The sequence below is a fragment of the Azospirillum sp. A23 genome (assembly GCF_042938965.1).
Classification (GTDB): domain Bacteria; phylum Pseudomonadota; class Alphaproteobacteria; order Azospirillales; family Azospirillaceae; genus Azospirillum; species Azospirillum melinis.
The window spans coordinates 580,417-606,094 of record NZ_CP170667.1 but is presented as its reverse complement, the minus strand read 5'-3'; the positions used below and the strand labels follow the sequence as shown (position 1 = coordinate 606,094).

At 67.3% G+C, this 25,678-nt stretch carries 29 protein-coding genes; 20 read left to right on the top strand and 9 right to left on the bottom strand.

The window, feature by feature from the left end; all coding sequences use genetic code 11:
* Nucleotides 1-26: 26 nt before the first annotated feature.
* Both ABNQ40_RS20200 and ABNQ40_RS20195 read right to left on the bottom strand, forming a co-directional pair.
* Complete coding sequence (locus tag ABNQ40_RS20200; RefSeq protein WP_109047240.1) at nucleotides 27-1,709, bottom strand: methyl-accepting chemotaxis protein; 1,683 nt, start codon at nucleotides 1,707-1,709, stop codon at nucleotides 27-29.
* Nucleotides 1,710-1,737: 28 nt separating this feature from the next.
* Nucleotides 1,738-2,199 carry a cache domain-containing protein gene (locus tag ABNQ40_RS20195; RefSeq protein WP_199235204.1) on the bottom strand — a complete coding sequence of 154 codons (462 nt, stop codon included), beginning with the start codon at nucleotides 2,197-2,199 and terminating at the stop codon, nucleotides 1,738-1,740.
* A 249-nt stretch (nucleotides 2,200-2,448) separates the two neighbouring features.
* Between ABNQ40_RS20195 and rfaD the strand changes: the two genes are divergently transcribed.
* The 5 genes from rfaD to ABNQ40_RS20170 all read left to right on the top strand — a co-directional run bounded on the left by rfaD (nucleotide 2,449) and on the right by ABNQ40_RS20170 (nucleotide 7,454).
* Nucleotides 2,449-3,435 (top strand): ADP-glyceromanno-heptose 6-epimerase, encoded by a 987-nt coding sequence (gene rfaD / locus ABNQ40_RS20190; RefSeq protein WP_109047241.1) that lies wholly within the window; start codon nucleotides 2,449-2,451, stop codon nucleotides 3,433-3,435.
* An 11-nt stretch (nucleotides 3,436-3,446) separates the two neighbouring features.
* Nucleotides 3,447-4,268 carry a prolipoprotein diacylglyceryl transferase gene (lgt, locus tag ABNQ40_RS20185; protein WP_109047242.1) on the top strand — a complete coding sequence of 274 codons (822 nt, stop codon included), beginning with the start codon at nucleotides 3,447-3,449 and terminating at the stop codon, nucleotides 4,266-4,268.
* A 4-nt stretch (nucleotides 4,269-4,272) separates the two neighbouring features.
* Nucleotides 4,273-5,406: a class I SAM-dependent methyltransferase gene (locus ABNQ40_RS20180; RefSeq protein WP_109047243.1), complete on the top strand. Its 1,134-nt coding sequence runs from the start codon at nucleotides 4,273-4,275 to the stop codon at nucleotides 5,404-5,406.
* Between the two features lie 142 nt (nucleotides 5,407-5,548).
* Nucleotides 5,549-6,316, top strand: coding sequence for a peptidoglycan editing factor PgeF (gene pgeF, locus ABNQ40_RS20175; protein WP_109047244.1), 768 nt, complete (start codon nucleotides 5,549-5,551; stop codon nucleotides 6,314-6,316).
* A gap of 202 nt (nucleotides 6,317-6,518) precedes the next feature.
* Complete coding sequence (locus ABNQ40_RS20170; protein ID WP_109047245.1) at nucleotides 6,519-7,454, top strand: ribose-phosphate pyrophosphokinase; 936 nt, start codon at nucleotides 6,519-6,521, stop codon at nucleotides 7,452-7,454.
* Between the two features lie 72 nt (nucleotides 7,455-7,526).
* Here the strand turns inward: ABNQ40_RS20170 and ABNQ40_RS20165 are convergent, their stop codons facing one another.
* On the bottom strand, nucleotides 7,527-7,736 hold the full coding sequence (locus ABNQ40_RS20165; RefSeq protein WP_109047246.1) for a helix-turn-helix transcriptional regulator: 210 nt from the start codon (nucleotides 7,734-7,736) through the stop codon (nucleotides 7,527-7,529).
* Between the two features lie 57 nt (nucleotides 7,737-7,793).
* Here ABNQ40_RS20165 and ABNQ40_RS20160 point away from each other — a divergent pair, with 57 nt between their 5' ends.
* The gene (locus ABNQ40_RS20160; protein ID WP_247879461.1) at nucleotides 7,794-8,498 is read left to right on the top strand and encodes a LexA family transcriptional regulator; all 705 of its coding nucleotides are present in this window, start codon (nucleotides 7,794-7,796) and stop codon (nucleotides 8,496-8,498) included.
* Nucleotides 8,499-8,618: 120 nt separating this feature from the next.
* Nucleotides 8,619-8,906: a hypothetical protein gene (locus tag ABNQ40_RS20155; RefSeq protein WP_109047248.1), complete on the top strand. Its 288-nt coding sequence runs from the start codon at nucleotides 8,619-8,621 to the stop codon at nucleotides 8,904-8,906.
* Nucleotides 8,907-8,912: 6 nt separating this feature from the next.
* Here ABNQ40_RS20155 and ABNQ40_RS20150 read toward each other — a convergent pair whose 3' ends face one another.
* Nucleotides 8,913-9,302 carry a carboxymuconolactone decarboxylase family protein gene (locus ABNQ40_RS20150; RefSeq protein ID WP_109047249.1) on the bottom strand — a complete coding sequence of 130 codons (390 nt, stop codon included), beginning with the start codon at nucleotides 9,300-9,302 and terminating at the stop codon, nucleotides 8,913-8,915.
* 291 nt (nucleotides 9,303-9,593) lie between these two features.
* On the opposite strand from ABNQ40_RS20150, the gene ABNQ40_RS20145 reads away from it, so the two are divergent.
* Nucleotides 9,594-10,388 carry a molecular chaperone gene (locus ABNQ40_RS20145; RefSeq protein WP_247879462.1) on the top strand — a complete coding sequence of 265 codons (795 nt, stop codon included), beginning with the start codon at nucleotides 9,594-9,596 and terminating at the stop codon, nucleotides 10,386-10,388.
* Between the two features lie 170 nt (nucleotides 10,389-10,558).
* Nucleotides 10,559-12,730, top strand: coding sequence for a hybrid sensor histidine kinase/response regulator (locus ABNQ40_RS20140; protein ID WP_247879463.1), 2,172 nt, complete (start codon nucleotides 10,559-10,561; stop codon nucleotides 12,728-12,730).
* Here the strand turns inward: ABNQ40_RS20140 and ABNQ40_RS20135 are convergent.
* Both ABNQ40_RS20135 and ABNQ40_RS20130 read right to left on the bottom strand, forming a co-directional pair.
* Complete coding sequence (locus ABNQ40_RS20135; protein ID WP_109047252.1) at nucleotides 12,723-12,974, bottom strand: hypothetical protein; 252 nt, start codon at nucleotides 12,972-12,974, stop codon at nucleotides 12,723-12,725. The genes ABNQ40_RS20140 and ABNQ40_RS20135 overlap by 8 nt on opposite strands.
* Nucleotides 12,975-13,148: 174 nt before the next feature.
* Entirely contained in the window at nucleotides 13,149-13,373 is a 225-nt protein-coding gene (locus ABNQ40_RS20130) for a hypothetical protein (protein ID WP_042443767.1), read from the bottom strand.
* 408 nt (nucleotides 13,374-13,781) lie between these two features.
* Between ABNQ40_RS20130 and ABNQ40_RS20125 the strand changes: the two genes are divergently transcribed.
* The gene (locus ABNQ40_RS20125; RefSeq protein ID WP_244592747.1) at nucleotides 13,782-14,150 is read left to right on the top strand and encodes a hypothetical protein; all 369 of its coding nucleotides are present in this window, start codon (nucleotides 13,782-13,784) and stop codon (nucleotides 14,148-14,150) included.
* Nucleotides 14,151-14,154: 4 nt separating this feature from the next.
* Here the strand turns inward: ABNQ40_RS20125 and ABNQ40_RS20120 are convergent, their stop codons facing one another.
* From ABNQ40_RS20120 to ABNQ40_RS20110, 3 genes are read right to left on the bottom strand one after another with little or no spacing between them, the layout of a single operon-like run.
* Nucleotides 14,155-15,114 carry an ABC transporter ATP-binding protein gene (locus ABNQ40_RS20120; protein WP_109047253.1) on the bottom strand — a complete coding sequence of 320 codons (960 nt, stop codon included), beginning with the start codon at nucleotides 15,112-15,114 and terminating at the stop codon, nucleotides 14,155-14,157.
* A complete protein-coding gene (locus tag ABNQ40_RS20115) occupies nucleotides 15,111-16,106 on the bottom strand; it encodes an HlyD family secretion protein (protein ID WP_109047254.1) in 996 nt (331 codons plus the stop codon). Before ABNQ40_RS20115 ends, ABNQ40_RS20120 begins: the two co-directional genes overlap by 4 nt.
* Complete coding sequence (locus tag ABNQ40_RS20110) at nucleotides 16,103-16,840, bottom strand: TetR/AcrR family transcriptional regulator (protein WP_109047255.1); 738 nt, start codon at nucleotides 16,838-16,840, stop codon at nucleotides 16,103-16,105. Before ABNQ40_RS20110 ends, ABNQ40_RS20115 begins: the two co-directional genes overlap by 4 nt.
* Before the next feature lie 351 nt (nucleotides 16,841-17,191).
* Between ABNQ40_RS20110 and nifA the strand changes: the two genes are divergently transcribed.
* The 10 genes from nifA (at nucleotide 17,192) to nifT (ending at nucleotide 25,676) form a co-directional block, all read left to right on the top strand.
* Nucleotides 17,192-19,114: a nif-specific transcriptional activator NifA gene (gene nifA, locus ABNQ40_RS20105; RefSeq protein WP_109047256.1), complete on the top strand. Its 1,923-nt coding sequence runs from the start codon at nucleotides 17,192-17,194 to the stop codon at nucleotides 19,112-19,114.
* 123 nt (nucleotides 19,115-19,237) lie between these two features.
* Nucleotides 19,238-20,134 carry an adenylate/guanylate cyclase domain-containing protein gene (locus ABNQ40_RS20100; RefSeq protein WP_247879464.1) on the top strand — a complete coding sequence of 299 codons (897 nt, stop codon included), beginning with the start codon at nucleotides 19,238-19,240 and terminating at the stop codon, nucleotides 20,132-20,134.
* 187 nt (nucleotides 20,135-20,321) lie between these two features.
* On the top strand, nucleotides 20,322-21,884 hold the full coding sequence (gene nifB / locus ABNQ40_RS20095; protein ID WP_109490626.1) for a nitrogenase cofactor biosynthesis protein NifB: 1,563 nt from the start codon (nucleotides 20,322-20,324) through the stop codon (nucleotides 21,882-21,884).
* Between the two features lie 47 nt (nucleotides 21,885-21,931).
* The gene (locus tag ABNQ40_RS20090) at nucleotides 21,932-22,123 is read left to right on the top strand and encodes a 4Fe-4S dicluster domain-containing protein (RefSeq protein WP_014248512.1); all 192 of its coding nucleotides are present in this window, start codon (nucleotides 21,932-21,934) and stop codon (nucleotides 22,121-22,123) included.
* A 52-nt stretch (nucleotides 22,124-22,175) separates the two neighbouring features.
* Nucleotides 22,176-22,703, top strand: coding sequence for a hypothetical protein (locus ABNQ40_RS20085; protein ID WP_109047258.1), 528 nt, complete (start codon nucleotides 22,176-22,178; stop codon nucleotides 22,701-22,703).
* Nucleotides 22,700-23,524, top strand: a complete 825-nt coding sequence (locus tag ABNQ40_RS20080) for a 4Fe4S-binding leucine-rich repeat protein (protein ID WP_109047259.1) — start codon at nucleotides 22,700-22,702, stop codon at nucleotides 23,522-23,524. Before ABNQ40_RS20085 ends, ABNQ40_RS20080 begins: the two co-directional genes overlap by 4 nt.
* Nucleotides 23,525-23,554: 30 nt before the next feature.
* Complete coding sequence (locus ABNQ40_RS20075) at nucleotides 23,555-23,881, top strand: nitrogen fixation protein NifZ (RefSeq protein ID WP_109047260.1); 327 nt, start codon at nucleotides 23,555-23,557, stop codon at nucleotides 23,879-23,881.
* Nucleotides 23,882-23,939: 58 nt separating this feature from the next.
* Nucleotides 23,940-24,245 carry a nitrogen fixation protein NifZ gene (locus tag ABNQ40_RS20070; protein ID WP_109047261.1) on the top strand — a complete coding sequence of 102 codons (306 nt, stop codon included), beginning with the start codon at nucleotides 23,940-23,942 and terminating at the stop codon, nucleotides 24,243-24,245.
* A 29-nt stretch (nucleotides 24,246-24,274) separates the two neighbouring features.
* Complete coding sequence (locus ABNQ40_RS20065; RefSeq protein WP_247879465.1) at nucleotides 24,275-25,426, top strand: cysteine desulfurase family protein; 1,152 nt, start codon at nucleotides 24,275-24,277, stop codon at nucleotides 25,424-25,426.
* A 40-nt stretch (nucleotides 25,427-25,466) separates the two neighbouring features.
* Nucleotides 25,467-25,676 carry a putative nitrogen fixation protein NifT gene (gene nifT, locus ABNQ40_RS20060; protein ID WP_098739281.1) on the top strand — a complete coding sequence of 70 codons (210 nt, stop codon included), beginning with the start codon at nucleotides 25,467-25,469 and terminating at the stop codon, nucleotides 25,674-25,676.
* Nucleotides 25,677-25,678: the final 2 nt, after the last annotated feature.

The window sequence follows — 25,678 nt, the reverse complement described above, 5'->3', positions numbered from 1 at the left end:
TCCTCGTCCCTGGCATCCCCGCCAAATCAGGCGCCGCGAACCTCGTTCAGGAAGCTGCCGATCTCATGGTTGAGCTGATCGGCTCGCCGCTGCAGGCTTTCCGCCGCGCTGTTCACCATGCGGGACGCCTGTTCGGTCTGGGTCGCCCCCTCCATCACGTTACCGACCTGGGCCGCGATCTCCCCCGTCCCATGCTGCAACTGGCGGATGTTGAGCAGAATGTCGCCTGTCATCGCCGTCTGGTTCTCGATGGCAGCGGCGATCTCGCTTGAGCTCCGGCTCATGCCGTCGATGGTGCCGACGATGGCGCGCAGGGCGTCCGCCGCTTCGCCGGTGGCGTGCTGAATGGCCTCCACATGGTCGGCGATCTCCGCCGCCGCCCGCGTCGTCTGACCGGCAAGCGATTTCACCTCACCGGCCACCACGGCGAATCCCTTACCGGCCTCGCCGGCGCGCGCTGCTTCAATGGTCGCGTTCAGGGCCAGAAGGTTGGTCTGTCCCGCGACCTCGCCGACCAGCCGGATGACCGCCCCGATCTGCTCGGCCGCCTGCGTCAATCCGCTGATCAACTTGTCGGTCCGACGGGCATCCGCAACGGCATGATGGGCAACCTCGGCGGATTCGCTTACCCGGCTTCCGATCGCACCGATGGTGTCGACCAGATGCTCGGCCGCCGCGGTGACGCTACGGGCGCTGGCCGCCGCCTGATCGATGGCCGCCACCATCCCCGAAGTCTGGCCGGTGGTACGGTCGGCGATCACCGCCATTTCCTGCGACGTCCGGCCCAATTGCCCCACCGCGGTGATGGTTTCGTCGATGACGGTCTTGGAAGCCGCGTCGAACTGCCGCGAAAGATCGGCGAGGCGGTCGGCACGCCGCCGCTGCACCGCACTGTTGTCGGCATTTTCCCTCATCATGCGCTGCCGGTCGGCCTCGTTCCCAGCCAGGATGGAGATCGCGGCAGCGATGCCACCGATTTCGTCACGCCGCATCGGCAACCCGGCGCTGACCGTCACACCGACCCTGCCGCCGGACAGATCCCGGACGACATCAGCGAGATGAGCAAGCGGCCGGGCGATGTCGCGCCGGGTGAAGCGATAGAGCAGCGAGACTGCAGCCATCGACAGCAGAACCTGGACCAGGACGACGCCGTACGACACGGCGATTGAATGGGTCGTCTGCCGCTCCGCCTCATCCACCAGTCCGCTGTAGAGCGTCGTAACCTCGGAAACCACCGCGGCGAGGATGTTGGCCTGTTTCTCCAACCCGCCCATGAAGGCCAGGGTGGTCGACGCGTCGCCATCCAGGATATCGATCAGGTCCACGCTGCGGGCGGTGTATTTGCGGACCGCTTCGTCCAGCCTCCGGCCGATCCCCTCATCGTCGAGATCGGTCAGTCCGCCGGCCAGCGCGGCGCCGCCGTCCGCGATGCTCCTACCAGCCTCATTGGCACGCTGCTTGGCTGCCTCGATGCGATCCTCGGGCAACTGGACCGACATCTGGGCAATCAACTCGTACATCAGTTTGCGATGCACCGCCAATGCCTGGGAGAATTCGGCCGCCCGGCTGGAACCGGCAATGGCACGGGCCAGCATGGTGGAGACCTGCCCGTCAACCGCCGACAAGGCATAGACCTGGACACCGCCCAGCAATGCCATCGCGGTCGCCAACGTGAGGAAATGGGCCACCAGTTTTCTTGAAAGCGTCATCGCACGCCCCGCTTGGCATTATCCTGGATTATTTTTTGTATATCCCGGCGCATACGATATTTTCACTGAGAACTTCGCAATACATTTGCTTCGGCTCTACTTTCTTGTTTGTTGGGTTTGTGAATTTATAATCTTGCCAGAAGCTCTGCTTCGATTGCGCCATTTCGACCCTTTCTTTCACATAGAGCTTCCCATCTATGTCCTGGGCGTCGATCAGATCCTTGCCGATCAGCTTGGGGTTAGCCCCATGGGCGATACAACGGCCCGTGCGGTCGTAGACCACCACATAGAGATCGCGATCCGTGAAGCTACCGCTCTTGTCATTGAAGGCCGTAAACGCCTTCTCCGCACCTGCGGACTTGATCTCGGCAACCGCCTTGCCCACCATCGCCACCGCTTCGTCCCTGGTGGCAAAGGTTTCGGCACCGGCGGAGGTGGCCATCAGCACCAGCAGCGCTCCGGCAACAGCAGTATGGTGGGAGAGACGCATGGACGCTTTCCTTTCGCAACCGTCCCCAAATCATCAGCCATGCTCACATCTTCGACGTGAGATCAACCAGATGGGAGCAACCCTTACAAAAATTTCCCGGCTGAATATTTCCAGATGTTGCTCAGCAACACTGTCGCCCTCCATGCTCCGAGGCATCAATCCCTTGAGCTTGCGACCATCTCCGCCACTGCCTATAACGGCCGGAACATCGGGCCGCGGCAGGCCGCCGCGGACAGCAGGGACAGCGCTATGATCGTGGTCACCGGCGGGGCCGGCTTCATCGGGTCCAACCTTGTCGCGGCTCTGGCTGCGCGCGGCATCACCGACGTGGCGGTCGTCGACCGCTTCCGCGAGGGCGAGAAGTGGCAGAACCTCGCCAAGCGCGAGGTCACGGCCCTGGTTCCGCCCGAGCAGACGCTGGCCTTCCTCGACCAGCACGCCGCCGAAATCGACACCGTCTTCCATCTCGGCGCCATCTCCGCCACCACCGAGCGGGACGTCGACAAGATCGTCGCCAACAACGTCGCGCTGACGCTGGATCTGTGGCGCTGGTGTTCCTGGCGCGGTTGCCGGCTGATCTACGCCTCCTCCGCCGCGACTTATGGCGACGGCTCCGCCGGTTTCGACGATGACGGCTCCTGCGACGGGCTGGCGCGGCTGCGGCCGCTGAACGCCTATGGCTGGTCCAAGCATCTGGTCGACCGCCGCATCGCCCGCGCCGTCGCCGGCGGCGACCTCGTGCCGCCGCAATGGGCCGGGCTGAAATTCTTCAACGTCTACGGCCCGAACGAAGCCCACAAGGGCGACATGATGAGCGTGGTCGCCAAGCTGCATCCGCAGCTGACGGCCGGCCAGCCGGCGCGCCTGTTCAAGTCGCACAAGGACGGCTTCGAGGATGGCGGCCAACTGCGCGACTTCATCCATGTCGACGATTGCGTCGCGGTGATGCTGTGGCTCTACGACCATCCAGACGTCAGCGGCCTGTTCAACGTCGGAACCGGCAAGGCGCGCAGCTTCAAGGATCTGGCGCTGGCGACGTTCGGCGCGCTGGGGCTACCCCCCCGGATTGAGTACTTCGAGATGCCCGAGCATCTGCGCGGCAAATACCAATATTTCACGCAGGCGACGACGGATCGCCTGCGCGCCGCCGGGTTCGACCAGCCCTTCACCGGGCTGGAAGAAGGTGTCCGGCGCTATGTGCAGGATTTCCTGTCGCAGCCCGACCCGTATCGCTGACCGGAGTTCCTATGCTCGCCACCCTGCCTGTCGTGGCCTTCCCCACCATCGACCCGGTCGCCTTTTCCATCGGCCCGGTCGTCGTCCGCTGGTATGCGCTGGCCTATCTGGCCGGCTTCGTGCTGGGCTGGCGTTATTGCCTGGGGCTGGCGCGGCTCGATCCCGACCGCCGGCCGAACCCCGAGGAGTTCGACGACTTCCTGACCTGGGCGGTGATCGGCACCATCCTGGGCGGGCGGCTCGGCTATGTGCTGTTCTACAACCTGCCCTATTATCTGGAAAACCCGCTTGACGCGGTTCAGGTCTGGCATGGCGGCATGTCCTTCCATGGCGGCATGGTCGGCGTGCTGACCGCCATTGCGCTGTTCTGCTGGCGGCGCGGCATCTCGCCCTTCGTCTTCGGCGACATCATCGCCGCCTGTGCGCCCATCGGGCTGTTCTTCGGCCGCATCGCCAACTTCATCAATGGCGAGCTTTATGGCCGGCCGGCCCCCGATTTCGCCTACGCCATGGTGTTCCCGCGCGACCCGTTGCAGGTACCGCGCCATCCCAGCCAGCTCTACGAGGCGGCCCTGGAAGGCGTGGTTCTGTTCATCCTGCTGGCGATTGCCATCCGCAGCCCGGCGCTGCGCAACCGGCCGGGCACGATCGGCGGGCTGTTCCTGATCGGCTACGGCCTGTCGCGCATCACGGTCGAGTTCTTCCGCGAACCCGACCCGCAATTGGGCTTCCTGTTCGCCGGCGCCACGATGGGGCAGCTGCTGTCGCTGCCGATGCTGGCAATCGGCCTGTGGCTGGTCCTGCGCGGCCGGCGTCATACCATCCCGGCCTGACGCCATGGCGGACGAAAGCGCCGGTCCGGAAACGCTGGCCCGCCTGCTGGCCCGCCGCATCGTGATGGACGGTCCGATCAGCGTCGGCGCCTTCATGGCGGAGGCGCTGGGCCATCCACGCTTCGGCTATTACATGCGCCGCGACCCGTTCGGCAGCGGCGGCGACTTCACCACCGCGCCGGAAATCAGCCAGATGTTCGGCGAGCTGGTCGGGCTCTGGTGCGTCGACAGCTGGGCAAGGCTGGGTGGTCCCGGCCCCTTCCATCTGGTGGAGCTGGGTCCCGGTCGCGGCACGCTGATGGCCGACGTGCTGCGGGCGGCGGCGGTGCTGCCGCTGTTCCGCGACAACGCCATCGTCCATCTGGTGGAAACCAGCCCGTCCTTGCGGGAGCGGCAGCGCCAGACGCTGCACCCCATCCTGGGCGACGCGATCCACTGGCATGACCGGCTGGAGAATGTGCCGGACGGCCCTACCATCCTGATCGCCAACGAGTTCTTCGACGCCCTGCCGATCCGTCAGGTGCAGAAGACCAACTATGGCTGGTTCGAGCGGCTGGTCGATGTCGAGCCCGCCAGCACCGAGGACGATCCGCGCTTCCGCTTCGTGCTGGAGGCCTTCGGCAGCTCCGGGAAACGGCTGGTACCGGATGCTTTGCGCGACGCGCTCGACGGCAGCGTGGTCGAGGTTTCTCCTGCCTCACAGGCGGTGGCGCGGCTGATCGGCACCCGGCTGGCCGCAGCCCCCGGTGCGGCGCTGGCCATCGACTATGGTTACGCCCACGGCCCGGCGGTCGGCGACACGCTGCAAGCGATGCGGCGCCATGCCTACGCCCCCGTGCTGGAGGCGCCGGGCGAGGCCGACCTGACGGCCCATGTCGATTTCGCCGCAATCGCCGCCGCGGCGCGGGAGGGCGGCGCCCAATCCTTCGGCGTGGTCGAACAGGGAGAATGGCTGACCCGGCTGGGCATACGCCAGCGCGCATCCGCCCTGGCGGCGAAGGCTCACCCGGCCCAGGCGCAGGACATCCGCAGCGCGCTGGACCGCTTGATCGATCCCGCGCAAATGGGCAGGCTGTTCAAACTGGTCGCGTTCGCCACGCCCGGAGCCTTCGCCGACTCTCCCCCGGCCGGCTTCTGACCGGCGGACGCGGAAACCGGGTCAGAGAGACCGCACCATAACCGCCAGAAACACAATCCGGGCGGACCGTGCATCGCGTCCCCTGCCCTGTCGGGCATAATTGCCGGGCATGGGGGCCACAGAACAGGGAAGGACGGCGTTCGTGATCACACTCGGCGCGCTGAACGACATCACCCACATTCGACACGCCTTTTTCACCCGCACCGGCGGGGTGTCCACAGGGCTTTACGCCTCGCTGAACTGCGGGCTGGGGTCCAACGACTCCGCCGCGGCCGTGCATGAGAACCGCGCCCGTGCCGCCGCGCGCATGGAAGTGACGCCCGCCAACCTCATCACCTGCCATCAGGTCCACAGCCCGACCTGCGTCGTGGTGGAAGAGCCCTGGACGCCGGAAACCGCGCCGAAGGCAGACGCCATGGCGACCCGGCAGTCGGGGATCGCGCTGGGCATCCTGACCGCCGACTGCGCGCCCGTCCTGTTCGCCGACAGCAAGGCGCGGGTGATCGGCGCCGCCCATGCCGGCTGGAAGGGCGCCAAGGGCGGCGTCATCGAGGCGACCGTCGCCCGCATGGTCGAACTGGGGGCCAAGCCGAACCGGATCGTCGCCTGCATCGGTCCCTGCATCGCCCAGCGTTCCTACGAGGTGGGGCCGGAATTCCCGACCCCGTTCGAGGAGGAGGACGCGCGCAACCGCGACTACTTCGCCCCCGCGCGCAAGCCCGGCCATTTCCTGTTCGATCTGGCGGCCTACGTCACCCGCCGGCTGGGCGACTCCGGCGTCACGGTGATCCAGCGCTGCCCCAACGATACGGTGGCCGAGGAGGATCGCTTCTTCAGTTATCGCCGCTCCTGCCTTCGGGAAGAGGCGGATTACGGCCGCGGCCTTTCGGCCATCGTCCTGCAGAACTGAAACAGCGCGAACGGGTGGGCGGAACGGCCATGGTCATGCCGCCCGCGCAGGGCGGCATTCCCCAATGGGGAAAGACCCGACCGTCATGGAACGTTTACATGGGGCCGACCCTTTGTTATGGTCCGCCCCGTTTTCAAGGGGCGCCGGCGCGCAAGCGGCGAACGTGCCTTGAGCCGTTTCCCTGCAAAGAGAGCCGACCCCGATGAAGGTGCTTGCCGGCAACAGCAACCGTCCGCTGGCCGAGGCGATCTCCACCTGTCTCGGCGTGCCGCTGACCAAAGCCAGCGTCCGCCGTTTCTCCGACATGGAGGTTTTCGTCGAGATCCTGGAGAACGTGCGCGGCGAGGACGTGTTCGTCGTCCAGTCGACCTCGTTCCCGGCCAACGACAACCTGATGGAACTGCTGGTGACGATCGATGCGCTTCGGCGCGGGTCGGCCCGGCGCATCACGGCGGTCATCCCCTACTACGGCTACGCCCGCCAGGATCGCAAGACCGGCCCGCGCACGCCGATCTCGGCCAAGCTGGTCGCCAACCTGATCACCCAGGCCGGCGCCAACCGCGTGCTGACGATGGACCTGCACGCAGGCCAGATCCAGGGCTTCTTCGACATCCCCACCGACAACCTGATGGCCGCCCCGGTCTTCGAGAAGGACATCCGCCAGTCCTTCGAGAACATCGGCGAGGTCACCATCGTGTCGCCGGACGTCGGTGGCGTGGTGCGCGCCCGCGCGCTGGCCAAGCGCCTGGACGCCGATCTGGCGATCATCGACAAGCGGCGTGAGCGCGCCGGCGTGTCGGAGGTGATGAACATCATCGGCGACGCCGACGGCCGCCGCTGCATCCTGATCGACGACATCGTCGACTCGGGCGGCACGCTGTGCAACGCCGCCGTCGCCCTGATGGAAGCCGGTGCCAAGTCGGTCCACGCCTTCTGCACCCACGGCGTCCTGTCCGGCGGTGCGGTCGCCCGCGTCGCCGTGTCGCCGCTGGAGCAGCTGGTCACCACCGACAGCATCCAGGCGACCGAGGCGGTGCGCGTGTCGCGCAACATCCGTCAGCTGACCATCGCCCCCCTGCTCGCCGAGGCCATCATGCGCATCAGCGAGGAGCGGTCGGTGTCGAGCCTGTTCTCGTAAGAGCGGCAGCGTTACAGGAAAAGCCCTTTCCCACCGGGAGAGGGCCTTTTTTGTTGCGCGCGTTTTGCTCCATCACCCCGCTCCCTGCCCGTCACCCAGCCCATGGAAGTCGTTCGCCGTCACCTGTCCACCGGTGGCGGCGGCAATTCGGGCCATCACGGCGGGACGGGGAACGCGGCGGCCATGGCGGTAACGGTTGACCGTTGCCTGGCTCGTCCCGATAAGGGCGGCAAAGGCCTCTTCCTTGGTTGCGGTCCGGTTGAGCCAATCGTCGAGCGTCATACCGCAATGGTTTAGACCAGGCAGGCTTCTGCGCGCAACTGGATTTATTCCGTCGCGATGGACTTTCCGAAGCCGTTTTGGTATGAACGGCTCATGACCACAATGCGCGAACTGCGGCAGGCCGCCGGGCTGAGCCAGGAAAAGCTGGCCGAGATGGCCGGCACCTCCCAGCCACAGATCAACAAGCTGGAAACCGGCCAGCGCAAGTTGACCGTCGACTGGGCGGTCAAACTGGCCGGGCCGTTGGGCGTCGAGCCTGCGGTTCTGCTCGGTCTCGACGGGCCGGCCGCCGCGATGGCCCAGACGGCTTCCATGCGCCCAGCACGCCCGTCGCTTTCGCCGCTCCTCCGCACAGCACCGCTTCCGCAGGCACAGGCTGCGGCCTCGATGCCGGTGCGGGCGGCCGCGCGCGGCGGCGTGGATCAGGAAATGTTTCTGGAAGACGGCCCCATCGACTGGATCGCACGGCCCGATTACCTGAAGAACGCGCGCGATCCCTACGCCATGTATGTGGTCGGCGACTCGATGATGCCGCGTTTCCGCCCGGCGCAACTTCTACACGTCAACCCGCATAAGCCGCCGGCAGCGGGGTCCGGGGTGGTGGTGGTCAAATGCAACAAGGCGGTGCTGGTGAAGGAGTTCGTACGGCGAGGCCCCGACATGGTGATCCTGCGCGAATACCGGCCGGCCGACCGTGAGTTTCCCGTTCCGCTGGAAGAGATCGATACCCTGCACACCGTGGTCGGCTTGCAGGAACCCTGAGCGGCATACCGCAACGGTATTGGCTTTTCCTGGCTCATATAGTCCAATTTGGACTATTCCTTCGTTCGGCGAAGCGACGGACATCTCCGGCGCACCACAGCCGATCAAGGAGACAAGGCCATGCCCCAGCTCTATCCACGCTTCCATCCCGGCCCGTCGGGCGGGCGGCTCGACAGCTTCAGCGAGCGCGGCGCCCACGAACTGGCCCGCCGCATCCGCACCGCCTGGGCCAACATCGGCTGGGACGTGGAGGTGCGGGTGGAGCGCATCGCCAGTGAAGAGTTGGGCGACGGCCGCAGCACCGCCCACTTCACCGTTCGCAGCGACCTGATCAACGGCCTGCCCCAGCGCCGCCTGTCCCAGCGCCGGCCGGACGAGGCGGCACGGGCGCTGCCGCGCGCCGCCTGATGCGGCTCACTTCAGCCGCTCGTCCAACTCGACCTGATAACCGACGGCAAGGCGGTTGGTCTCGTTCGCCATGCCCACCACCGCAATCAGTTCGCCGAACTGCGCGTCGGTCATGCCCAGACGCCGCGCCGCCGCCTCGTGCGAGCGGATGCAATACTGGCAGTTGTTGGTGACGCTGACCGCGACGAAGATCATTTCCTTGACCAGCGGGTCGAGCGCACCGGGCGCCATCACCTCCTTCAGGCTTTCCCAGGTCCGTGCCAGGGTCGGCGGATGGTGGGCGACCGCCTTCCAGAAATTGTTCACGTCGGGGACGTTGCGCGCCGCCTTGATGTCGTCGTAGACGGCGCGGACCTCCGGGGTGGCATCGGCCTGTTCGATCAGGGGAAACGGCATGGTGGCGGGAACTCCTGCGGGGGGACGGCGACTTGCGATAAGGCAGGACATCGTGTCGCAAGGCAACAGCCGGTCCACGTCTTTCCCCCGTCCATCGGCCAAGTTGACCAATGCTTGTCCCGCTGGTAGTAGAGACTTGCAACAGATCGCGCAAACGTTCGGACGAACAATCCGCCCGGAAGCCGCGGCGCTGGAAGAAATCCATAAGACACGAAATCCATTCGTGCAGCGTTCCCATGCGGCCCGGCCCCGGCACATGTCCGATCCGGCCCGAATGCCGGGAGGAACAGCGTGGACAGCACGGTTCTAGAGGCCGCCTTGCCACCCCATCGTCAGGACGGCCATCATAAGGATGGTGCCGGCATCGGAAGTGCCCCCGTTCCCAATACCCTCGATCTGGCCGCCTCATCCCAGGGCCTGCGTCTGCTCGTCCGCCTGCATGCCGAAGAACCGACCGCCGCCTTGCTGGAGACCTTGCGGCGCGACCCGGTCGGCCGCGGTCCGCTGGCGCTCGACCGCGACGACTCCCAGCAGGCCGCCGCCCTGGTGGACGAGGTGGTGAGCGATCTGCCGGAACGGATCACCCGCCGCAGCCTCGCCCCGCTGGTCGCCGATTTCGCCGCCATCCACATCAACGGCGGGCTGCGGGCCTGTCCGACCGAAGGTCTGTGGCTGGAGGAGAGGTTGCGGGACGATGCCGCCGCCTCTCTGCTGCGCTGGCGCACCGGCCTGGAAACGGAGCTGCGCCTGCCGCCGCTGGACCGGCTGCCGGACGACCATGTCGCGGCGGAGTTGGCCGTTCTCGCCGCGCTGCTCGACCGCGGGCGCACGCTCTACGCCGTCCGCTTCCTCGACCGCCACCCGCTGCGCTGGATGCCGGATTTCTGCAGCCGCGTCGCAACCCGGTGCCGCGAACCCTTCTTCGCCGGCATCGCCATCCTCACAAATGCCCATCTCGACGATCTTCGGGACCGGCTGGGCGATCTGTGCGGGCTGCCCCGCCCGGCCGATGACGGTTCCGATGTCCGCCGACGCCGACGCTGGACGGAAGGGCGCTTTCCCCGCGCCTGCACCTGCGATCCGTAAACGGCCGAACTGCGATCCGCCATCGCCGCCCTGCCTTAAAGTCAGAGTTGCCCACCCTTCGATGCTTCGGCCATGGTGACCGGAACGGGGTTAGACCAACGGTCTGCCCCGTGGCCTGTCCTGTGCCGCCGATGGCCGGCAAGCTTCCTTTTTCCTGGCAATGGTTGGTGATGCCCGTTCGCAACCTCGACAGTCGGACCGAGCGCAGGGGGGCCCTGCGCCTTCTGCGCCTGCTGCTGGCTGTGTCGGTCGCGCTGCCGCTCGTGCTGTTCGCCGGCATCGGCTGGCGCGAGCGGTGGGAGGCTCAGGACGAGGCCGAGCGGAACAGCCGCAAGAACGCCCTGATCCTGCACGAACATGTGCTGAAGGTGTTCGACACCATGTCCCAGGTTCTGGATCGGGTGGACGAGCGCATCCATGGACGCAGCTGGCGCGAGATCGCCGAGTCGGAGCCGCTGCACCGCTATCTGAAGACCCTGAAAGGCGAGCTTGAGCAAATCGGTGCCATCGGCCTGACCGATCCCGACGGGTTCGTGCGCAACTCCAGCCTCGTCTTCCCCGCGCGCAACAGCTACATCGGCGACCGCGCGGATTTCCGGGAGCAGCGGGAACAGGACTCCGGCCTGCTCATCGCCGGCCCTGTCGTCGACCCCACCAGCGGCAAGCCCAGCTTCGGCATCAGCCGGCGCCGCAGCAGTCCCGGCGGTCCCGACGGCAGTTTCGACGGGATGATCGCCGCCATCGTCGATCCGGACTATTTCGCCAGCTACTACCGACGGATTATCGGCACCGAAGGGGAATCCATCGCGCTGATCCGCGACGACGGCGCAATGCTGATGCGCTTCCCGACCCTGGACCCGACGCGGCCGAACGCGACTCTGCCGACCCTGCCGGCCGACCGCGGCCTGCGCGCCGAGATCCGCCGCCAGCCGGACGAGGGAGTTTTCCGCACCGGCAACAGCATCGTGCAGGGCCTGGAACGCGTGTTCGCCTACAAGCGGGTCGGCGCCTTCCCGATCTACGTCGTCTATGGGCTGGACGGGACGCAGGTCACCCGGTCCTGGTGGCGCAACATGGCTCTGGACGCCGCCTTCGTCGCTCCGGCGACGCTGGCGCTGGCGCTCCTCGCCTGGCTCGCTTACAGCCGCGCCGCCTCCGAAAACGCTGCGGTCCGGCGCTGGGCGGAAGAGGTGCGCAACCGCGAAAGGCTGGAAGAGGCGCTGCGCCAGAGCCAGAAGATGGAGGCGCTGGGCCAGCTGACCGGCGGGGTGGCGCATGACTTCAACAATCTGCTGACCGCAGCGCTCGCCAACCTGCATCTGCTGTCCCGCCATCTGCCGGCCGACGGCCAGCGCTTCCTGGGCGGGGCGCGGACCGCGCTGGAGCGGGCGGAGAAGCTGACACGGCAACTGCTGTCCTTCTCGCGCCAGGATGCCGTCAACCCGACGGTGGTCGATCTGGGCGACAGCCTGCGCCGGATGGCCGACCTGCTGGAACGCTCGGTCCGGGCGGACGTCGTGCTGGAGTGGGACATCGCCCCGGAGCCGATGGCGGTCGCCGTCGATCAGGTTCAGTTGGAAATGGCCGTGCTGAACCTGGTGCTGAACGCCCGCGATGCCATGCCCGGCGGCGGCCGAATCCGCATCGCCGCCGCGCCCGGTCCAGAGCCACGCACCGCCCGCATCGAGGTTTCCGATTCCGGCGCCGGCATGCCGCCCGATGTGATGGCCCGCGCCTTCGACCCCTTCTTCACCACCAAGGGGGTCGGCAAGGGAACGGGGCTCGGCCTGTCGATGGTCTACGGATTCGCCCGCCAGTCCGGCGGCAGCGCCACCATCGACAGCCGGCCCGGCGAGGGCACACATGTGTGCATCGACCTGCCGCTGACCGACGCCCGGCCGGAGGAGCCGGCCCCTGTCCCGGCGGCCCCGGTCGCGGACATCCGCCCACTGCGCATCCTGGTGGTGGAGGACAATCCGCTGGTGCTGATGGCGACAGTGGAAGGACTGACCCAGGAAGGTTTCTCGGTCGAGACCGCGGAAGACGGCGTCACGGCGCTGGCTCTGCTGGAGACCGACCGCAACTTCGATCTTGTAGTATCGGACGTCGTGATGCCGGGCGGCGTTTCCGGCATCGACCTTGCCCGCCACATCCGCCAGCACTGGCCGCAGTTGCGGGTCCTGCTGGCCTCCGGCTACAGTCCCGAATCGCTGGCCACCATGGGCGCCGACACCGCATCGGTGCTGGCGAAGCCCTTCACCCCCGACCAGCTGGCGGCGCGAATCCGGTCGCTGACCCGGACCGGACCGGGCGGTGGGATTGCGGCGGACGGGATCAGGTAAGCGCGCTGACGAACATCGGCGTCCACAGCGCCATGCACCACACCAGGCCAAGGCACAAGCCGCGGGTCAGATCGTCGAAGGTCGGCTGCTCCAGGCGGTTCAGCTTCCACATCGCGTTGACTTCGCCTGGCGTCAGCGGCCGGTCACCGTACTCGGTGTCGGGATCGAAATCGGACTGAACCGTACGGCGATCGGTCTGCTCACGGCTGGCGGCTGCGCGCCGTTCGGGGTCGCGTGACAGCATGGCTGGGGCCTCGCATCGATAGCGGAATGCCCAACAAGTTTGTGCCCGCCGCCGCCGGCGACCAGCCTTCCTTCCGTCCACGCCGGAATTTTGTCGACATACGAAAAAAGGCCGCCATCCGCTGGACGGATGCGGCCTTTTCGCCAAGCGTCCGGCCGGATCGGCCGGAAAGGATCACTTGCCGGGACGGATCACCGGGGTGAGCTGGTCGCCCCAGTTGCCGGTCTCGTTGTGGTAGCGGGCGGTGCGCATCAGCTCGACCGTCACGCCGGCCTCGACCGCCTTGACGACGGCGTCGTTCAGGCGGTGCAGGTTGTTGGCGACGATGCGGATGGCGCTTTCCTGCTCCGGCGTCAGTTCCGACCGGTCATCCGGCGGCGCGTCCTTGAAACCCGACATGCGTTGTTCCTTCCCCTGGATTGGGACCGCCCCGGCGGGACCGGCTGCGGTCCAGAACTTGGTCATGATCTTGACCGGCCTTTCCGGCCGGTTTTCATCATGTACCACATTGTGTGCGCCGCGACAAAGAGCACGACGCGCCAAGCGCTTGCGACCATTGGCCTCTTGCAACCGGCAAACCGATGCTGAGTCCCTGGCCCCCAGCAATTGACACCCCGACGTTGCGAAGGCATCAGCCTGTAGAAGGTGCCATCCATACCCACGCGCGGCCAAAGGTTGTTTTCTTACAGACGAAAGAAATAATGCTTCAGTGTTGCAATAAACTCTTGGGTTAACTCAATGGTTGACTATCCTCGATTGCGATGCACAGATTTTACCACGATCCAATTCCCCCCCACGGAGATCATCTTGAAGAACGTTGCTGCCAAGGCCCTTCTCGTTGCGTCCTCGCTGTTTCTGATGCATGGCGCGGCGTTTGCCGGCCAGCAGGACTTCACGATCGTCAACAAGACCGGCTATCCGCTGAAGCACATCTACGTTTCGGAAAACAACAACAACAGCTGGGACGAGGATATCCTCGGCCGCGACGTCCTGAACGACGGCGAGTACTTCGAGGTTGCCTTCGCCAAGGCCGAGAGCACCTGCAAGTGGGACATGAAGGTCGTCTATGACGACGGCGAGTCGGCGGTGTGGCAGGGGCTGAACCTTTGCCAGCTCTCCAAGCTGACGCTGAAGTGGAACAAGAACACCGGCGTCACCTCGGCCCAGACCGAGTAATCCGTCACCGGAAATTGTCGGTGCTGCGGTTCATCAGGTGGATGAAGACGTCTTCCAGCGTCGGTTCCGTCGCGGTGATCCGCAGCTCCGGCTGCCCCATCCAGGGGGCGAGCGCCCGGTCCAGGGCTGAGGCGTCGGTTCCGCTGACATGCAGGCGGCTGCCGAAGACCGCCACCATTTCCACTCCCGGCTGACCCTCCAGTGCCGCAGCGATGCGGTGCAGGCCATTGCCCGCGACCAGACGGGTGTGCAGGCCCGACCCGGCAATCACCTGATCGACCGTTCCGTGCGTCATCAGCGTGCCGTAAGCGATGTAGGCGATGCGGTGACAGCGTTCCGCCTCGTCCATGTAATGGGTGCTGACCAGAACCGTCAGACCCTCGCCGGCCAGCCGGTGAATCTCATCCCAGAATTCCCGCCGCGCCTTGGGATCGACGCCCGCCGTCGGTTCGTCGAGCAGCAGCAGCTTCGGCTCGTGCAGGATGCAGGCGGCCAGCGCCAGGCGCTGCTTCCAGCCGCCGGACAACTCCCCCGCCAACTGCGTGCGGCGGTTGGACAGGCCCAGCCGGTCAAGCGCCTCCACCACCCGCCGCCGCCGGTCGGGCAGGCCATACATGCGGGCGACGAAGTCCAGATTCTCGGCGATGCTCAGATCCTCCCAGAAACTGAACTTCTGGGTCATGTAGCCGACCTGCCGCTTGATCGCCGCACTCTGCCGCCGGATGTCGAGGCCAAGGCAGGTGCCCTCCCCCGCATCGGGGGTCAGCAAGCCGCACAGCAGCCGGATCGTGGTGGTCTTGCCCGACCCGTTGGGGCCGAGAAAGCCGTAGATCTCGCCGGTTTCCACCCGGATCGACACATCGTCGACCACGGTCTTGCTGCCGAAGCGCTTGACCAGACCGCGCACGTCGATGGCCGGGCCGCCATTGGCCGCAGAGCTTTCCGCCGAGCTGTCCACCGTCATTGCCCCGTCCCCGCCGGCCGGACATCCGCCAACCAGACATCGACCGGCAGTCCCGGGTTCAGCGGCCGGCCCGATGCCGTTTCCATCCGGGCCTCCACCCGGAAGACCAACTTCTCCCGGCTGCCGACGCTGTAGATCACCGGCGGGGTATATTCCGCCTGCGAGGCGATCCGTGTCACCCGTGCGGACAGGCCGGGTGGACAGCCGTCGCAACGCACCGTCAAGCCGCCGCCCGGCACCACACCCGCCAAGGCGGTTTCCGGGACGAACAGCACCAGCTTCACCCGCTCCGGCGGCAGGAGCGACACCACCGGGGAGCCGGCCGGCACCCACTCGCCGGGATTGTACAGCGTGTCCTCGACCAGGGCCGCCACTGGGGCGACGGGGGCCAGATCGGCCAGTCGCCGCTCCGCCTGGACAAGAGCCGCCTCCGCCTGGGTCACCGTTTCGTCGGCAGCCCGCAACTGTTCGGGCCGGGCCGGCAAGGCGGCAACCGCCAATTGGGCATCCGCCTCCGCCAACTGGCCACGGTCGCGGTCGAAAGCGGCGCGCGCCTGATCGAGCTTGTCCGGGGACGAGACCTTGCGGGCGACCAACTCCTGCTGGCGGGCCAGTTCGGCGGTTGAATAGCGCAGCGCCGCCTCCGCCCGCGCCTTCTGCGCGGTCAGCACCGCCACCTCCTGCGCCCGCTTGCCGGTGGCGAGGTCGGCGCGCTGTGCCCGCGCCTGGGCCAGCGCCGCTGCCAGCCGGTCGCGCTCGGCCCTGGCGGTGGCACGGTCGATGGCGAAGAGCGGCGCTCCTGCCGCCACCTGTGCCCCGCGGGCGACCGACAGGCTTTCCAGCATGCCGGCGCTGGGGGCGGCGATGCGCAGATACTCCCCCTCGACATAGCCATGGGCGAGCGGCGGCGTCCCGCCGGCCGCGATGGGCAGCCCCACCGCCAGAGCGATGGCCGCCAGCCCGTCCAGAAGGCTTCCGAGAAATCCGCTCATGGCGCATCCTCCCCCGCTCCGGCCCGCCCTGTCTGCTCATCCGCATCACGCAGCAGCACATGGCGCAGGTTGTCGATGTGGACCTCCACCAGCGCCGCCACGTCCATGGGCGGTTCGCCATTGACCCCGTCGAAGGAGGTTCGCCACACGGCGCTCATCAGCAGCGGTGCGACGATCAGACGCACGCTGGGATCGAGCTCCATCTGACGGAACTCTCCGCTCTCCATGCCCCGCCGCAGCAGGCCCCCCAAAACACCGAAGCCGCGGCGGATCACCTCGCGGTGGTAGAAGGCGGCAAGTTCAGGGAAATTGCCGGCCTCGGCGATCACCAGCCGCGGGATCACCGCCATGCGCGTCGTGGCGATCAACCGCGCCACCATGCGCAGCAGTTGCTCCAACACCGGAAAGCACGCCCCGCCGGCCGAGGCGACCAGCGCTTCGGCCTGGTGCAGGTTCGGCAGGATGGCGGCGCGGATCACCGCCTTGAACAGGTCCTCCTTGCTGGGAAAGTAGAGATAGAGCGTGCCCTTGCTGACCCCGGCGCGGGCCGCCACCTCCTCCAGCCGCGCGGCGGCGAAACCGCGGTCGGCGAAGACCTCCATCGCGGCGGCGACGATCTCCTGCGGCCGGGCGTCCTTGCGGCGGCGCCAGCGCGGCGGTTCGCCGGACGCAGCCGGATCGGAGGCGAGGGCGGGACGGGAATCGGGCGGAGGACCGGATTTGCGGGAGGGCATGGCGCGCCTCTCTTTATAACTGACCAGTCAGTTATTAACATGATCCGGCCGTTCCACCAATGGCCAAGGTCATTGTGCGCCGCAATAGAATCTATGCAAAAGGTCTTGCCTTTCCGCGAGCAGTCACGGACACTTTCCACCGGCTGGCAGCGTACGAACGGAGTCGCAGCCATGCCCGGCCTGGAAGACGGGCTCCAAAACAGGACATGAACGGCATGGCCGGACCAACGGCCGCCGCGGTTTTCGGGGGGTACGGATCAAGGCGCTGACGCCGGGACCCGATGGCTTGCGATGGCTGGACTCTCCCGTCCGGCATTGGCCCGGGTCCCCAGCCGAGCGAGGGGATCGAACATGCCGAGTGCTGCCCAGTCCGCGTCATCCTCCAGCCTGGAGCTGCTGACGATCTACGAGGTCAGCAAGATCCTCGGGTCGTCGCTGGATCTGGAGCAGACCCTGCGCGAGGTGCTGCGGGCGCTGTCCTACCAGCTGCAGATGCATCGCGGCCGTGTCTATCTTCAGGGCGAGGACGGGGCTCTGCGCCTCGTCGCCGCGCAGGGCCTGCCCAAGGACTCGCCGGCGCAGGAGATCGACTACAACCAGGGCGAAGGCATCAGCGGCCGTATTCTGAAGACCGGCATGCCGGCCGTCGTGCCCAACCTCGCCGAGGAGCCGCTGTTCAACAACCGCTCCGGCGGGCGGGACGATCTGGACGAGCAGGTGGCCTCGCTGGTCGGCGTGCCGATCAAGGCGGCCGGTGCCGTCATCGGCGTGCTGACCATCGACCGCATCTCCGACGACGGCCCCAGCGGTCATTTCGGCTCCGATGTCCGTTTCCTGACCATGGTCGCCAACCTGATTGGCCAGACCGTGCGCCTGCACCGCACGGTGGCGGAAGAGCGGCGCTTCATGATGCGCGAGACCTTCCGCGTCCAGAAGGAGTTGCGGCCGGTGGTGGCGCCGGTCAACGACGTGGTCTGCACCAGCCCCAACATGGTCGACGTTCTGGCCCAGGTGCACCGGGTGGCGCCCTTCAAGTCGACCGTGCTGATCCGCGGCGAGAGCGGCACCGGCAAGGAGCTGATCGCGCGAGCCATCCACAATCTGTCGCCGCGCAAGGATGCCCCCTTCATCCGCGTCAACTGCGCAGCATTGCCCGAATCGCTGCTGGAATCGGAGCTGTTCGGCCACGAGAAGGGGTCCTTCACCGGCGCGCAGAAGGACCACAAGGGCCGGTTCGAGCTGGCGTCCGGCGGCACGCTGTTCCTGGACGAGATCGGCGACATCTCCTCCAACTTCCAGGCCAAGCTGCTGCGCGTGCTGCAGGAGCAGGAGTTCGAACGGGTTGGCGGATCGAAGACGATCAAGACTGACGTGCGTCTGATCTGCGCCACCAACCTGAACCTCGAAGAGGCTGTCGGCCACGGCAAGTTCCGCGCCGATCTGTATTTCCGCATCAACGTGGTGACCATCCACCTGCCGCCGCTGCGCGAACGGCGTGGCGACATCGGCATGCTGGCCCGGCATTTCGTCGGCAAGTTCGGCCGCGACAACGGCCTCAATCTGGACATCGCCCCGGACGCGCTGGAGGTGCTGAACCGCTGCACCTGGCCCGGCAACGTCCGCGAGTTGGAAAACTGCATCGAGCGGGCGGCGACCCAGTGCCGCAACGGCACCATCCGCGTGCCCGACCTGTCCTGCAGCATGAATCTCTGCAACTCGTCGGTTCTGTTCCAGTACCGCACCATGGGCGCCGCCGTCGGCGGGCTGGCCCCGTCGATGAGCGGAACGCCGACCAACCCGTCGGTCGCGCCTCCCGCAGCGGGGCGTCCGCAGACGCCTGCCATGCCGCAAGGAATGCCCCCGGGGATGCCGCCGGCGATGCCGGCCCCCGCCAACGGGGGGGCGCATGGAGCAGCCAACGGAACGCCCAACGGAGCACAGTGGCCGGCCTGCGCATCGGGTTGCGGCGCCGGACCGATGCCGGTCTGCGGCGCCTCGAAACCGCTGCCACCCTCGGCCATCGTCCCCCTGCCCACCCCCCAGCCGACTGCGTCGGCCCCGGCCGTCCCATCCGCCCCGGCGCCGCAACCCGCCTCTGCCGGCCCCGACCTGCCGCTGGACGAACCGGAGTCGGGCCCGCTGCGCGACCGCCTGATCTGGGCGATGGAGCGGACCGGCTGGGTCCAGGCCAAGGCCGCCCGTCTGCTGGGCATGACGACGCGTCAGGTGAGCTACGCGCTGCGCAAGTACAACATCGAGATCAAGCGGTTCTAGGTCCGGAAACCGGGGGGCCGGACATCGTCCGGCGGCCACCCCCGTCGCGCACCCTGCGGTTTCGTGTTACCCTGCCGGGCCTTCGATTCGATGGCATGCTCCCCGGTCGAACGGATTTCCGTCTTGCCTTCGCTTGAGAAGCCCCTCGCCCTGCTGTTCGTCGACATCGCCGACAGCACGATGCTGTACGAGCGCGTCGGCAACGTCACCGCGGCGGCGCTGACGCAGCGGGTGCTGGCCCATCTGCGCCGGCTGGTGGAGGACAATCGCGGCGGCGTCATCAAGAGCCTGGGCGACGGGCTGCTCGCCGCCTTCCCGTTGCGCGACGACAGCGCCCGCACCGCCTGCGCGATGATCGTTATCGAGGACCAGTACGGGCTGCGACTGCGCATCGGCATCCATTTCGGTTCCGTGATCGAAGGAGTCGGCGACCTGTATGGCGACGCCTGCAACGTCGCCGCACGGGTGCAGCAGATCGCCCGGCCGGGCGAGATCCTGGCGACCCAGGCTCTGGTGGAGGGCTTGTCACCCGACCTGCGCAGCCGGACCAAGCCGCTGAGCAACGTCGCGATGAAAGGCAAGACCGCCCCGATTCCCGTCCATCAAATCCGCACCGGCGACGATGTCGAGGACGCCATCGACAGCACCACGCTCGGCTTCTCGCTGGTGTCGGAGGTCGGCCGCAGAATGGTGACGCTGCACCTCGCCTATCGCGGGCAGGACATCACGCTGAGCCAGGCCCTGCCCCGCGTCACCATCGGGCGGGAGGACAGCAGCGGCCTGCGCATCGCCTCGCGCCAGACCTCGCGCCAGCATGCGGTGGTCGACTTCACCCGCGAAAGCTTCCTGCTGACCGATCATTCCACCAACGGCACCTTCATCCGCAGCGGCGGGTCACCGCCGCTCGTGCTGCGCCGGGATGCGACCAAGCTGGTCGGCAGCGGCCTGATCGGCTTCGGGGCGGAGGCGCGCGACGAAGGGCAGGACCATGTCGTCGCCTTCCGCGCCGAACTGGCCTGACCGGTTTGTCGGTACCCCGACAAAGCCCTCCGCCCACCCCGCCATTGTCGCAATGACGACAGCGTCCGCACCCCCGACAAATCCGGACAAGCCTTTGTAATTCCTTCGTTTCTGTTTCTGGCCCCGAACTTGCTTTTCATTCTTCCGTCCAACGGTGTCGTCCGGCACGGCAGGGAAGGAGTGGATGATGAGCAACGTGGTTTCGCTCGACAGCATCTTCGGGCTGGGGGAACTGGCCCCGCCAGCCGTGATGCGGGCAGCACCCGAGGCGGCGTCCGGCTGTTCGTCGTCGCCCTGCGGATCTTCCGACGGTCCGGCCGACATGGACCCGGCGGTGTGGGAAAAGGTGAAGAACCATCCCTGCTACTCGGAAGAGGCGCATCACTATTTCGCCCGCATGCATGTCGCGGTCGCTCCGGCCTGCAACATCCAGTGCAACTACTGCAACCGCAAATACGATTGCTCGAACGAGAGCCGGCCGGGCGTGGTCTCCGAAAAGCTGACCCCCGATCAGGCGCTCAAAAAGATCCTCGCCGTCGCCCAGGAAATCCCGCAGTTGTCGGTGATCGGCATCGCCGGCCCAGGCGACAGTCTGGCGGCCGCCGGCAAGAACACCTTCGCCACCTTCGAGATGCTGCAGAAGAAGGCGCCGGACCTGAAGCTGTGCCTGTCCACCAACGGCTTGGCCCTGCCCGACCATGTGGACACCATCGCCCAGTACAACATCGACCACGTCACCATCACCATCAACATGGTCGATCCTGAAGTCGGCGTGCAGATCTACCCGTGGATCTTCTACAAGCACAAGCGCTGGACCGGGCTGGACGCCGCCAAGATCCTGCACGAGCAGCAGATGCTGGGGCTGGAGATGCTGACCTCGCGCGGCATCCTGGTGAAGGTGAATTCGGTCATGATCCCCGGGGTCAACGACGAGCATCTGCTGGAGGTGAACAAGGCGGTGAAAAGCCGCGGCGCCTTCCTGCACAACATCATGCCGCTGATCTCCGATCCCGCCCACGGCACCTATTTCGGCCTGAACGGCCAGCGCGGCCCCACCGCGCAGGAGTTGAAGGTGGTGCAGGACGCCTGCGAGGGCGGGGCCAAGCTGATGCGCCACTGCCGTCAGTGCCGCGCCGACGCCGTCGGCCTGTTGGGCGAGGACCGCGGCGAGGAATTCACCGCCGACAAGATCGAGGCGATGGGCATCCTCGACTATGACGACGAGGCCCGCCGCAGCTATCGCGAGCATGTCGAGGCCGAACGCGCCGGCCGCAGCGCCTCGAAGGCCGCGGCACAGGCCGATGTGCGCGACAGCGTCGGCACCACGGCCGATCCGATCCTGATCGCCGTCGCCACCAAGGGCGGTGAGCGCATCAACGAGCATTTTGGTCACGCCAAGGAATTCCAGATTTACGAGGTCGGACCCGCCGGCGCCAAGTTCGTCGGCCACCGCCGCGTCGACCAGTATTGCGAAGGCGGCTCCGGCGACGTCGACACGCTGGACGGCGTGCTGGCCGCCATCAACGACTGCACCGCGGTGTTCGTCGCCAAGATCGGCGGCTGCCCGTCCAAGTCGCTGGCCGACGCCGGGATCGAGCCGGTCGACCGCTTCGCCTTCGATTACATCGAGGAATCGGCGCTGGCCTACTTCAAGGACTACGCCGAGCGGCTCGGCCAGGGCGTCGTCCAGTCCCGTGCCGGCCAGGATGCGGTGATCCGCACCGGGGCGCTGACCGCGCGCCGCGCCTGACCCCCTTTTCCCCCTCCACAGCCATCCCATCACCCAAGGAGAGAGCCATGGCCTACAAGATCAAGTCCGCCGAATGCACCGTCTGCGGCGCCTGCGAGGCCGAGTGCCCGAACATCGCCATCAGCCTGAAGAAGGGCACCTACGTCATCGACCCGGCCAAATGCACCGAATGCCAGGGCCAGTTCGACAGCCCGCAATGCGCCGCCGTCTGCCCGGCCGACTGCTGCGTCCCGGCGTGATGTGAAGTCCCCTCTCCCTTGGGGGAGGGGGGAACCCCAGGAGCACCGCGCCATGCTGGACGAGGTGGATGAGGACTGGCTCGCCCGCCGCTATTACGGCGGTGATCTTCCGCCCGAAGCGGAGCGCTGCCTGCATCTGGCCGCCGCCAGCCATGCCGACAGCGGGGCGGCGCTCGCCCATCTCGCCCGCGCGGCGGAGGTTGCCCCCGGTCATCGCCTCGTCGACCTCGGCCATTACAAGTTCCACTTCTACAAGGCCAACCTCGATCAGGCGCTGGTCTATGGCGAGCGCATGCTCGGCCATGCGATGGCGGCACTCGGCGTCAACCATACGGACTGGCGCGGCATCACACCGGCCACGGCCGATTTCCGCGGGCTGGAACCGGCACCCCGCCTGTTCCTGTTCGCCCTGGTCGCCATCGGCTACCTGCTGCTGCGCACCGGCCGACTCGACGCCGGGCGGGAGGCGCTGACCAAGGTCCGCGACCTCGACCCCGACGACCGTTTCGGCGCAGGCCGCCTGATCGCCGTCGCCGACCGCCGCGAGCATGAGGACGAACTTGAGGAGGCCGGCGCATGAGCGACGACATCCTCGAAGCCCTGGACTGGCGCGGCGAATCGATCGACTGCACCGCCTGCGCCCACCGCGACCGCCGGCTCGACCCGGAGACCGCCGTTCTCCCGCCCGGCGGCAAGCTGCCCGGTCATTGCCTGCCGCTGAAGACCTGCGTCGAGGACCGCTACGCCAAGCGCATCCAGCGCTTCTTCGAATGGAACCCGGATCTGTCGGCCGGCCATCTCGACCATCCCTATTTCGAGGTCCGGGCGAATGCCGCGCGCTTCGCCCCGATCTTCCTGCTTCCCCGGCTGATGGGCGATCCGGACGAAACGGTGCGCTCCGTCCTGGCCCGGCGGCTGCCGCGCCGGCTGCTGCTGAAGCTGCGCGACGATCCCGACCGCGAGGTGCGGATCGCCGTCGCCACCCGGTTGGAGGACGCCGACCTCGCCCCACTGATGCGCGACCCCGACTGTTCGGTCCGGCTGCGGGTGGTGCGGCGGATTCCCGACGGCATGCTGCCGGCAATGATGCATGACGAGGACCCGGAGGTTCGGGTGGAGGTCGCCCGCCGCCTTGCCATGGACTGGCTGCCCAGCCTCGCCTGGGACGACAGCCCGCGGGTGCGGCTGGTGGTGGCACAGCGGCTGCCGGCGTCGAAGCTGCACATCCTGCTGCAGGATGCCGACTGGATGGTCCGCCTCGCCGTCGCCGGGCGCATCGATGCCGGACAGTTGGGCTCCCTGCTCGACGATCCGGAGGAGGAGGTGCGGGCCATCGCCCGCCAGCGCGCCGCCGGCCTCGCCGCCGGACTCACCATCGCCAACGACCTCCCGCCCCTCTAGCGACCCCTCAACGGACGGAGCACCCGCGCCATGACCGACACCGAAGCAGCCGCCCCATACCGCCGCGAACGCGCCCGCAGTGCCGAGGACGCCAACGAGCTGGTCGGCCCGCCGGTGCTGGAGCAGGGGTTCAAGGTCAAGGCCCTGCGCGACGTGCGCAACGACGGGACCTATCCGGGCCGGCCGGTCGGCGACTTCCTGATCCGCGAAGGCGATGTCGGCTATGTCATCTCCATCGGGACCTATCTGCAAATGTACTACATCTATGCCGTTGATTTCTTTGAAAAACGGGTCGTCGTCGGCATGCGTGCGCGCGAGCTTCAGGTGATCGACGCCCATTGCAACGCCCCCCAGTGAACACAGTCCGGAAGCCCCAAGCCAAACCAGCTGGTCCCCACCGATAAGGAGCCTTGCGATGTCCGACGTCGAAGCCGCCGCCAAGCCCGGTTTCATCCCGCCACGCGAACCGCTGTACGACTGGGGCCTGCGGGTCACGGTGCAGGAGGATCTGTTCAACGACGGCAGCCACCCGCAGGTGCCGGACGGCGCGCTGCTGGCACCCAGGGGCACGCCCGGCACCATCGTCCGCATCGGCCGCACCGAGGAGGGCAGCCTGCCGGTCTATCTGGTGGAGTTCCCCGGCGGCACCGTCGTCGGTTGCCTGGAGGAGGAGATCGTCCCGGCGGACGGATCGCGGCGCGGCGTGCCCGGTGTGATGTGATGGTGCGTGATGCGATGGGGAGCGATGCGATGACGATCTACCTCGACAACAACGCCACCACCGCCCTGGCTGCGGAGGTGCGCGAGGCGATGCTGCCGCACCTGTTCGGCGAGTTCGCCAACCCGTCCAGCCCCCATTCCGCCGGCATGACCGCCCGCCGCGCGGTCAGCGAGGCCAAGGCGCAGGTCGCGGCCCTGATCGGCGCCAAGCCAGCCGATCTGGTGATGACCGGCAGCGCCACCGAGGCGACCCACGCCGCCATCCTGGGCGCGCTGCGCGTGATCGAGGAGACCGACCACCGCCGCGACCACATCGTCACAACCGCGGTGGAGCATCCGGCGACGCTGGCCCTGTTCGACGATCTGCGCCAGCGCGGCTGGCGCGTCACCATCCTGCCGGTGAACCGCGACGGCCTGCCCTCGCTGGTCGATTTGGCCGCAGTGGTGACGGAGGCGACGGCGCTGGTCTCCATGATGTGGGCCAACAACGAGACCGGCGTCCTGATGCCGGTCGAAGGGGCCTCCGCCATCGCCCATGCCCACGGCGCCCTGTTCCACAGCGACGCGGTGCAGGCGGCGGGCCGGGTGCCGGTCGATTGCGGCATCGCCGACTACCTCACCCTGTCCGCCCACAAGATGCACGGACCGAAGGGCGTCGGCGCGCTCTATGTCCGCAAGGGCGCGCCCTTCCACGCGCTAATCCACGGCCATCAGGAGCGCCGCCGTCGCGGCGGGACAGAGAATGTGCCGGGCATCGTCGGCTTCGGCGCCGCCGCGTCGCTGGCATCGCTTTGGCTGGACGAGACCGACCTGACCGCCTTCCTGCGTGACCGGCTGGAGCAGGGCATCCTCGCCCGCTGGCCCGGTGCGGTGGTGAACGGTGCCGGCGCCGCCCGTCTGCCCAACACCAGCAACATCCGCTTCGCCGACGGGCGCGGCCATCCGGTGGACGCCGAAGAACTGCTGATGCGGCTCGACCGCGCCGGCATCGCCGTGTCGATGGGGGCCGCCTGCTCCTCCGGCGGCAACGAGCCGAGCCATGTGCTGACCGCGATGGGGCTGAACGGCGCCGAGGCCGCCGCCAGCTTGCGCTTCTCGCTGAGCCGCTACACCACGGCGGCGGAAGTGGACGCCGTCCTGTCGGAACTGCCGGCCCTGCATGCCCGGCTGGTCGTGGCCTGAACAAAAAACATAAACCAAACAACAGGATGGAGTGTCGGTGATGAAGGTGATGATCCGCAAGGCGTCCGAGCAGTACACGATCTACGTCGCCAAGAAGGACCTGGAGGAACCCATCGTCGAGATGGAGAAGCCGGGCCTGTGGGGCGGCTGGGTCAAGGTTGCCAACGGGTGGACGCTCGATCTGCCGGAGATGCCGGCGGAAACCCGCCTGCCGATCACCGTGGAAGCCAAAAAACGCGGCACGGAGTAACG

Excerpts from the sequence above, each read along its gene's own strand:
- ABNQ40_RS20140 (WP_247879463.1), top strand. The coding sequence starts at position 10,559 with ATGCCCGTTCGCAACCTCGACAGTCGGACCGAGCGCAGGGGGGCCCTG.
- ABNQ40_RS20150 (WP_109047249.1), bottom strand. The coding sequence starts at position 9,302 with ATGCCGTTTCCCCTGATCGAACAGGCCGATGCCACCCCGGAGGTCCGC.
- nifT (WP_098739281.1), top strand. The coding sequence starts at position 25,467 with ATGAAGGTGATGATCCGCAAGGCGTCCGAGCAGTACACGATCTACGTC.
- ABNQ40_RS20160 (WP_247879461.1), top strand. The coding sequence starts at position 7,794 with ATGGACTTTCCGAAGCCGTTTTGGTATGAACGGCTCATGACCACAATG.
- ABNQ40_RS20165 (WP_109047246.1), bottom strand. The coding sequence starts at position 7,736 with ATGACGCTCGACGATTGGCTCAACCGGACCGCAACCAAGGAAGAGGCC.
- ABNQ40_RS20200 (WP_109047240.1), bottom strand. The coding sequence starts at position 1,709 with ATGACGCTTTCAAGAAAACTGGTGGCCCATTTCCTCACGTTGGCGACC.
- ABNQ40_RS20070 (WP_109047261.1), top strand. The coding sequence starts at position 23,940 with ATGTCCGACGTCGAAGCCGCCGCCAAGCCCGGTTTCATCCCGCCACGC.
- lgt (WP_109047242.1), top strand. The coding sequence starts at position 3,447 with ATGCTCGCCACCCTGCCTGTCGTGGCCTTCCCCACCATCGACCCGGTC.
- ABNQ40_RS20065 (WP_247879465.1), top strand. The coding sequence starts at position 24,275 with ATGACGATCTACCTCGACAACAACGCCACCACCGCCCTGGCTGCGGAG.
- ABNQ40_RS20115 (WP_109047254.1), bottom strand. The coding sequence starts at position 16,106 with ATGAGCGGATTTCTCGGAAGCCTTCTGGACGGGCTGGCGGCCATCGCT.
- ABNQ40_RS20135 (WP_109047252.1), bottom strand. The coding sequence starts at position 12,974 with ATGCTGTCACGCGACCCCGAACGGCGCGCAGCCGCCAGCCGTGAGCAG.
- ABNQ40_RS20075 (WP_109047260.1), top strand. The coding sequence starts at position 23,555 with ATGACCGACACCGAAGCAGCCGCCCCATACCGCCGCGAACGCGCCCGC.
- ABNQ40_RS20170 (WP_109047245.1), top strand. The coding sequence starts at position 6,519 with ATGAAGGTGCTTGCCGGCAACAGCAACCGTCCGCTGGCCGAGGCGATC.
- ABNQ40_RS20180 (WP_109047243.1), top strand. The coding sequence starts at position 4,273 with ATGGCGGACGAAAGCGCCGGTCCGGAAACGCTGGCCCGCCTGCTGGCC.
- rfaD (WP_109047241.1), top strand. The coding sequence starts at position 2,449 with ATGATCGTGGTCACCGGCGGGGCCGGCTTCATCGGGTCCAACCTTGTC.
- nifA (WP_109047256.1), top strand. The coding sequence starts at position 17,192 with ATGCCGAGTGCTGCCCAGTCCGCGTCATCCTCCAGCCTGGAGCTGCTG.
- ABNQ40_RS20110 (WP_109047255.1), bottom strand. The coding sequence starts at position 16,840 with ATGCCCTCCCGCAAATCCGGTCCTCCGCCCGATTCCCGTCCCGCCCTC.
- ABNQ40_RS20155 (WP_109047248.1), top strand. The coding sequence starts at position 8,619 with ATGCCCCAGCTCTATCCACGCTTCCATCCCGGCCCGTCGGGCGGGCGG.
- ABNQ40_RS20130 (WP_042443767.1), bottom strand. The coding sequence starts at position 13,373 with ATGTCGGGTTTCAAGGACGCGCCGCCGGATGACCGGTCGGAACTGACG.
- ABNQ40_RS20080 (WP_109047259.1), top strand. The coding sequence starts at position 22,700 with ATGAGCGACGACATCCTCGAAGCCCTGGACTGGCGCGGCGAATCGATC.
- ABNQ40_RS20085 (WP_109047258.1), top strand. The coding sequence starts at position 22,176 with ATGCTGGACGAGGTGGATGAGGACTGGCTCGCCCGCCGCTATTACGGC.
- ABNQ40_RS20120 (WP_109047253.1), bottom strand. The coding sequence starts at position 15,114 with ATGACGGTGGACAGCTCGGCGGAAAGCTCTGCGGCCAATGGCGGCCCG.
- ABNQ40_RS20090 (WP_014248512.1), top strand. The coding sequence starts at position 21,932 with ATGGCCTACAAGATCAAGTCCGCCGAATGCACCGTCTGCGGCGCCTGC.
- nifB (WP_109490626.1), top strand. The coding sequence starts at position 20,322 with ATGAGCAACGTGGTTTCGCTCGACAGCATCTTCGGGCTGGGGGAACTG.
- ABNQ40_RS20195 (WP_199235204.1), bottom strand. The coding sequence starts at position 2,199 with ATGCGTCTCTCCCACCATACTGCTGTTGCCGGAGCGCTGCTGGTGCTG.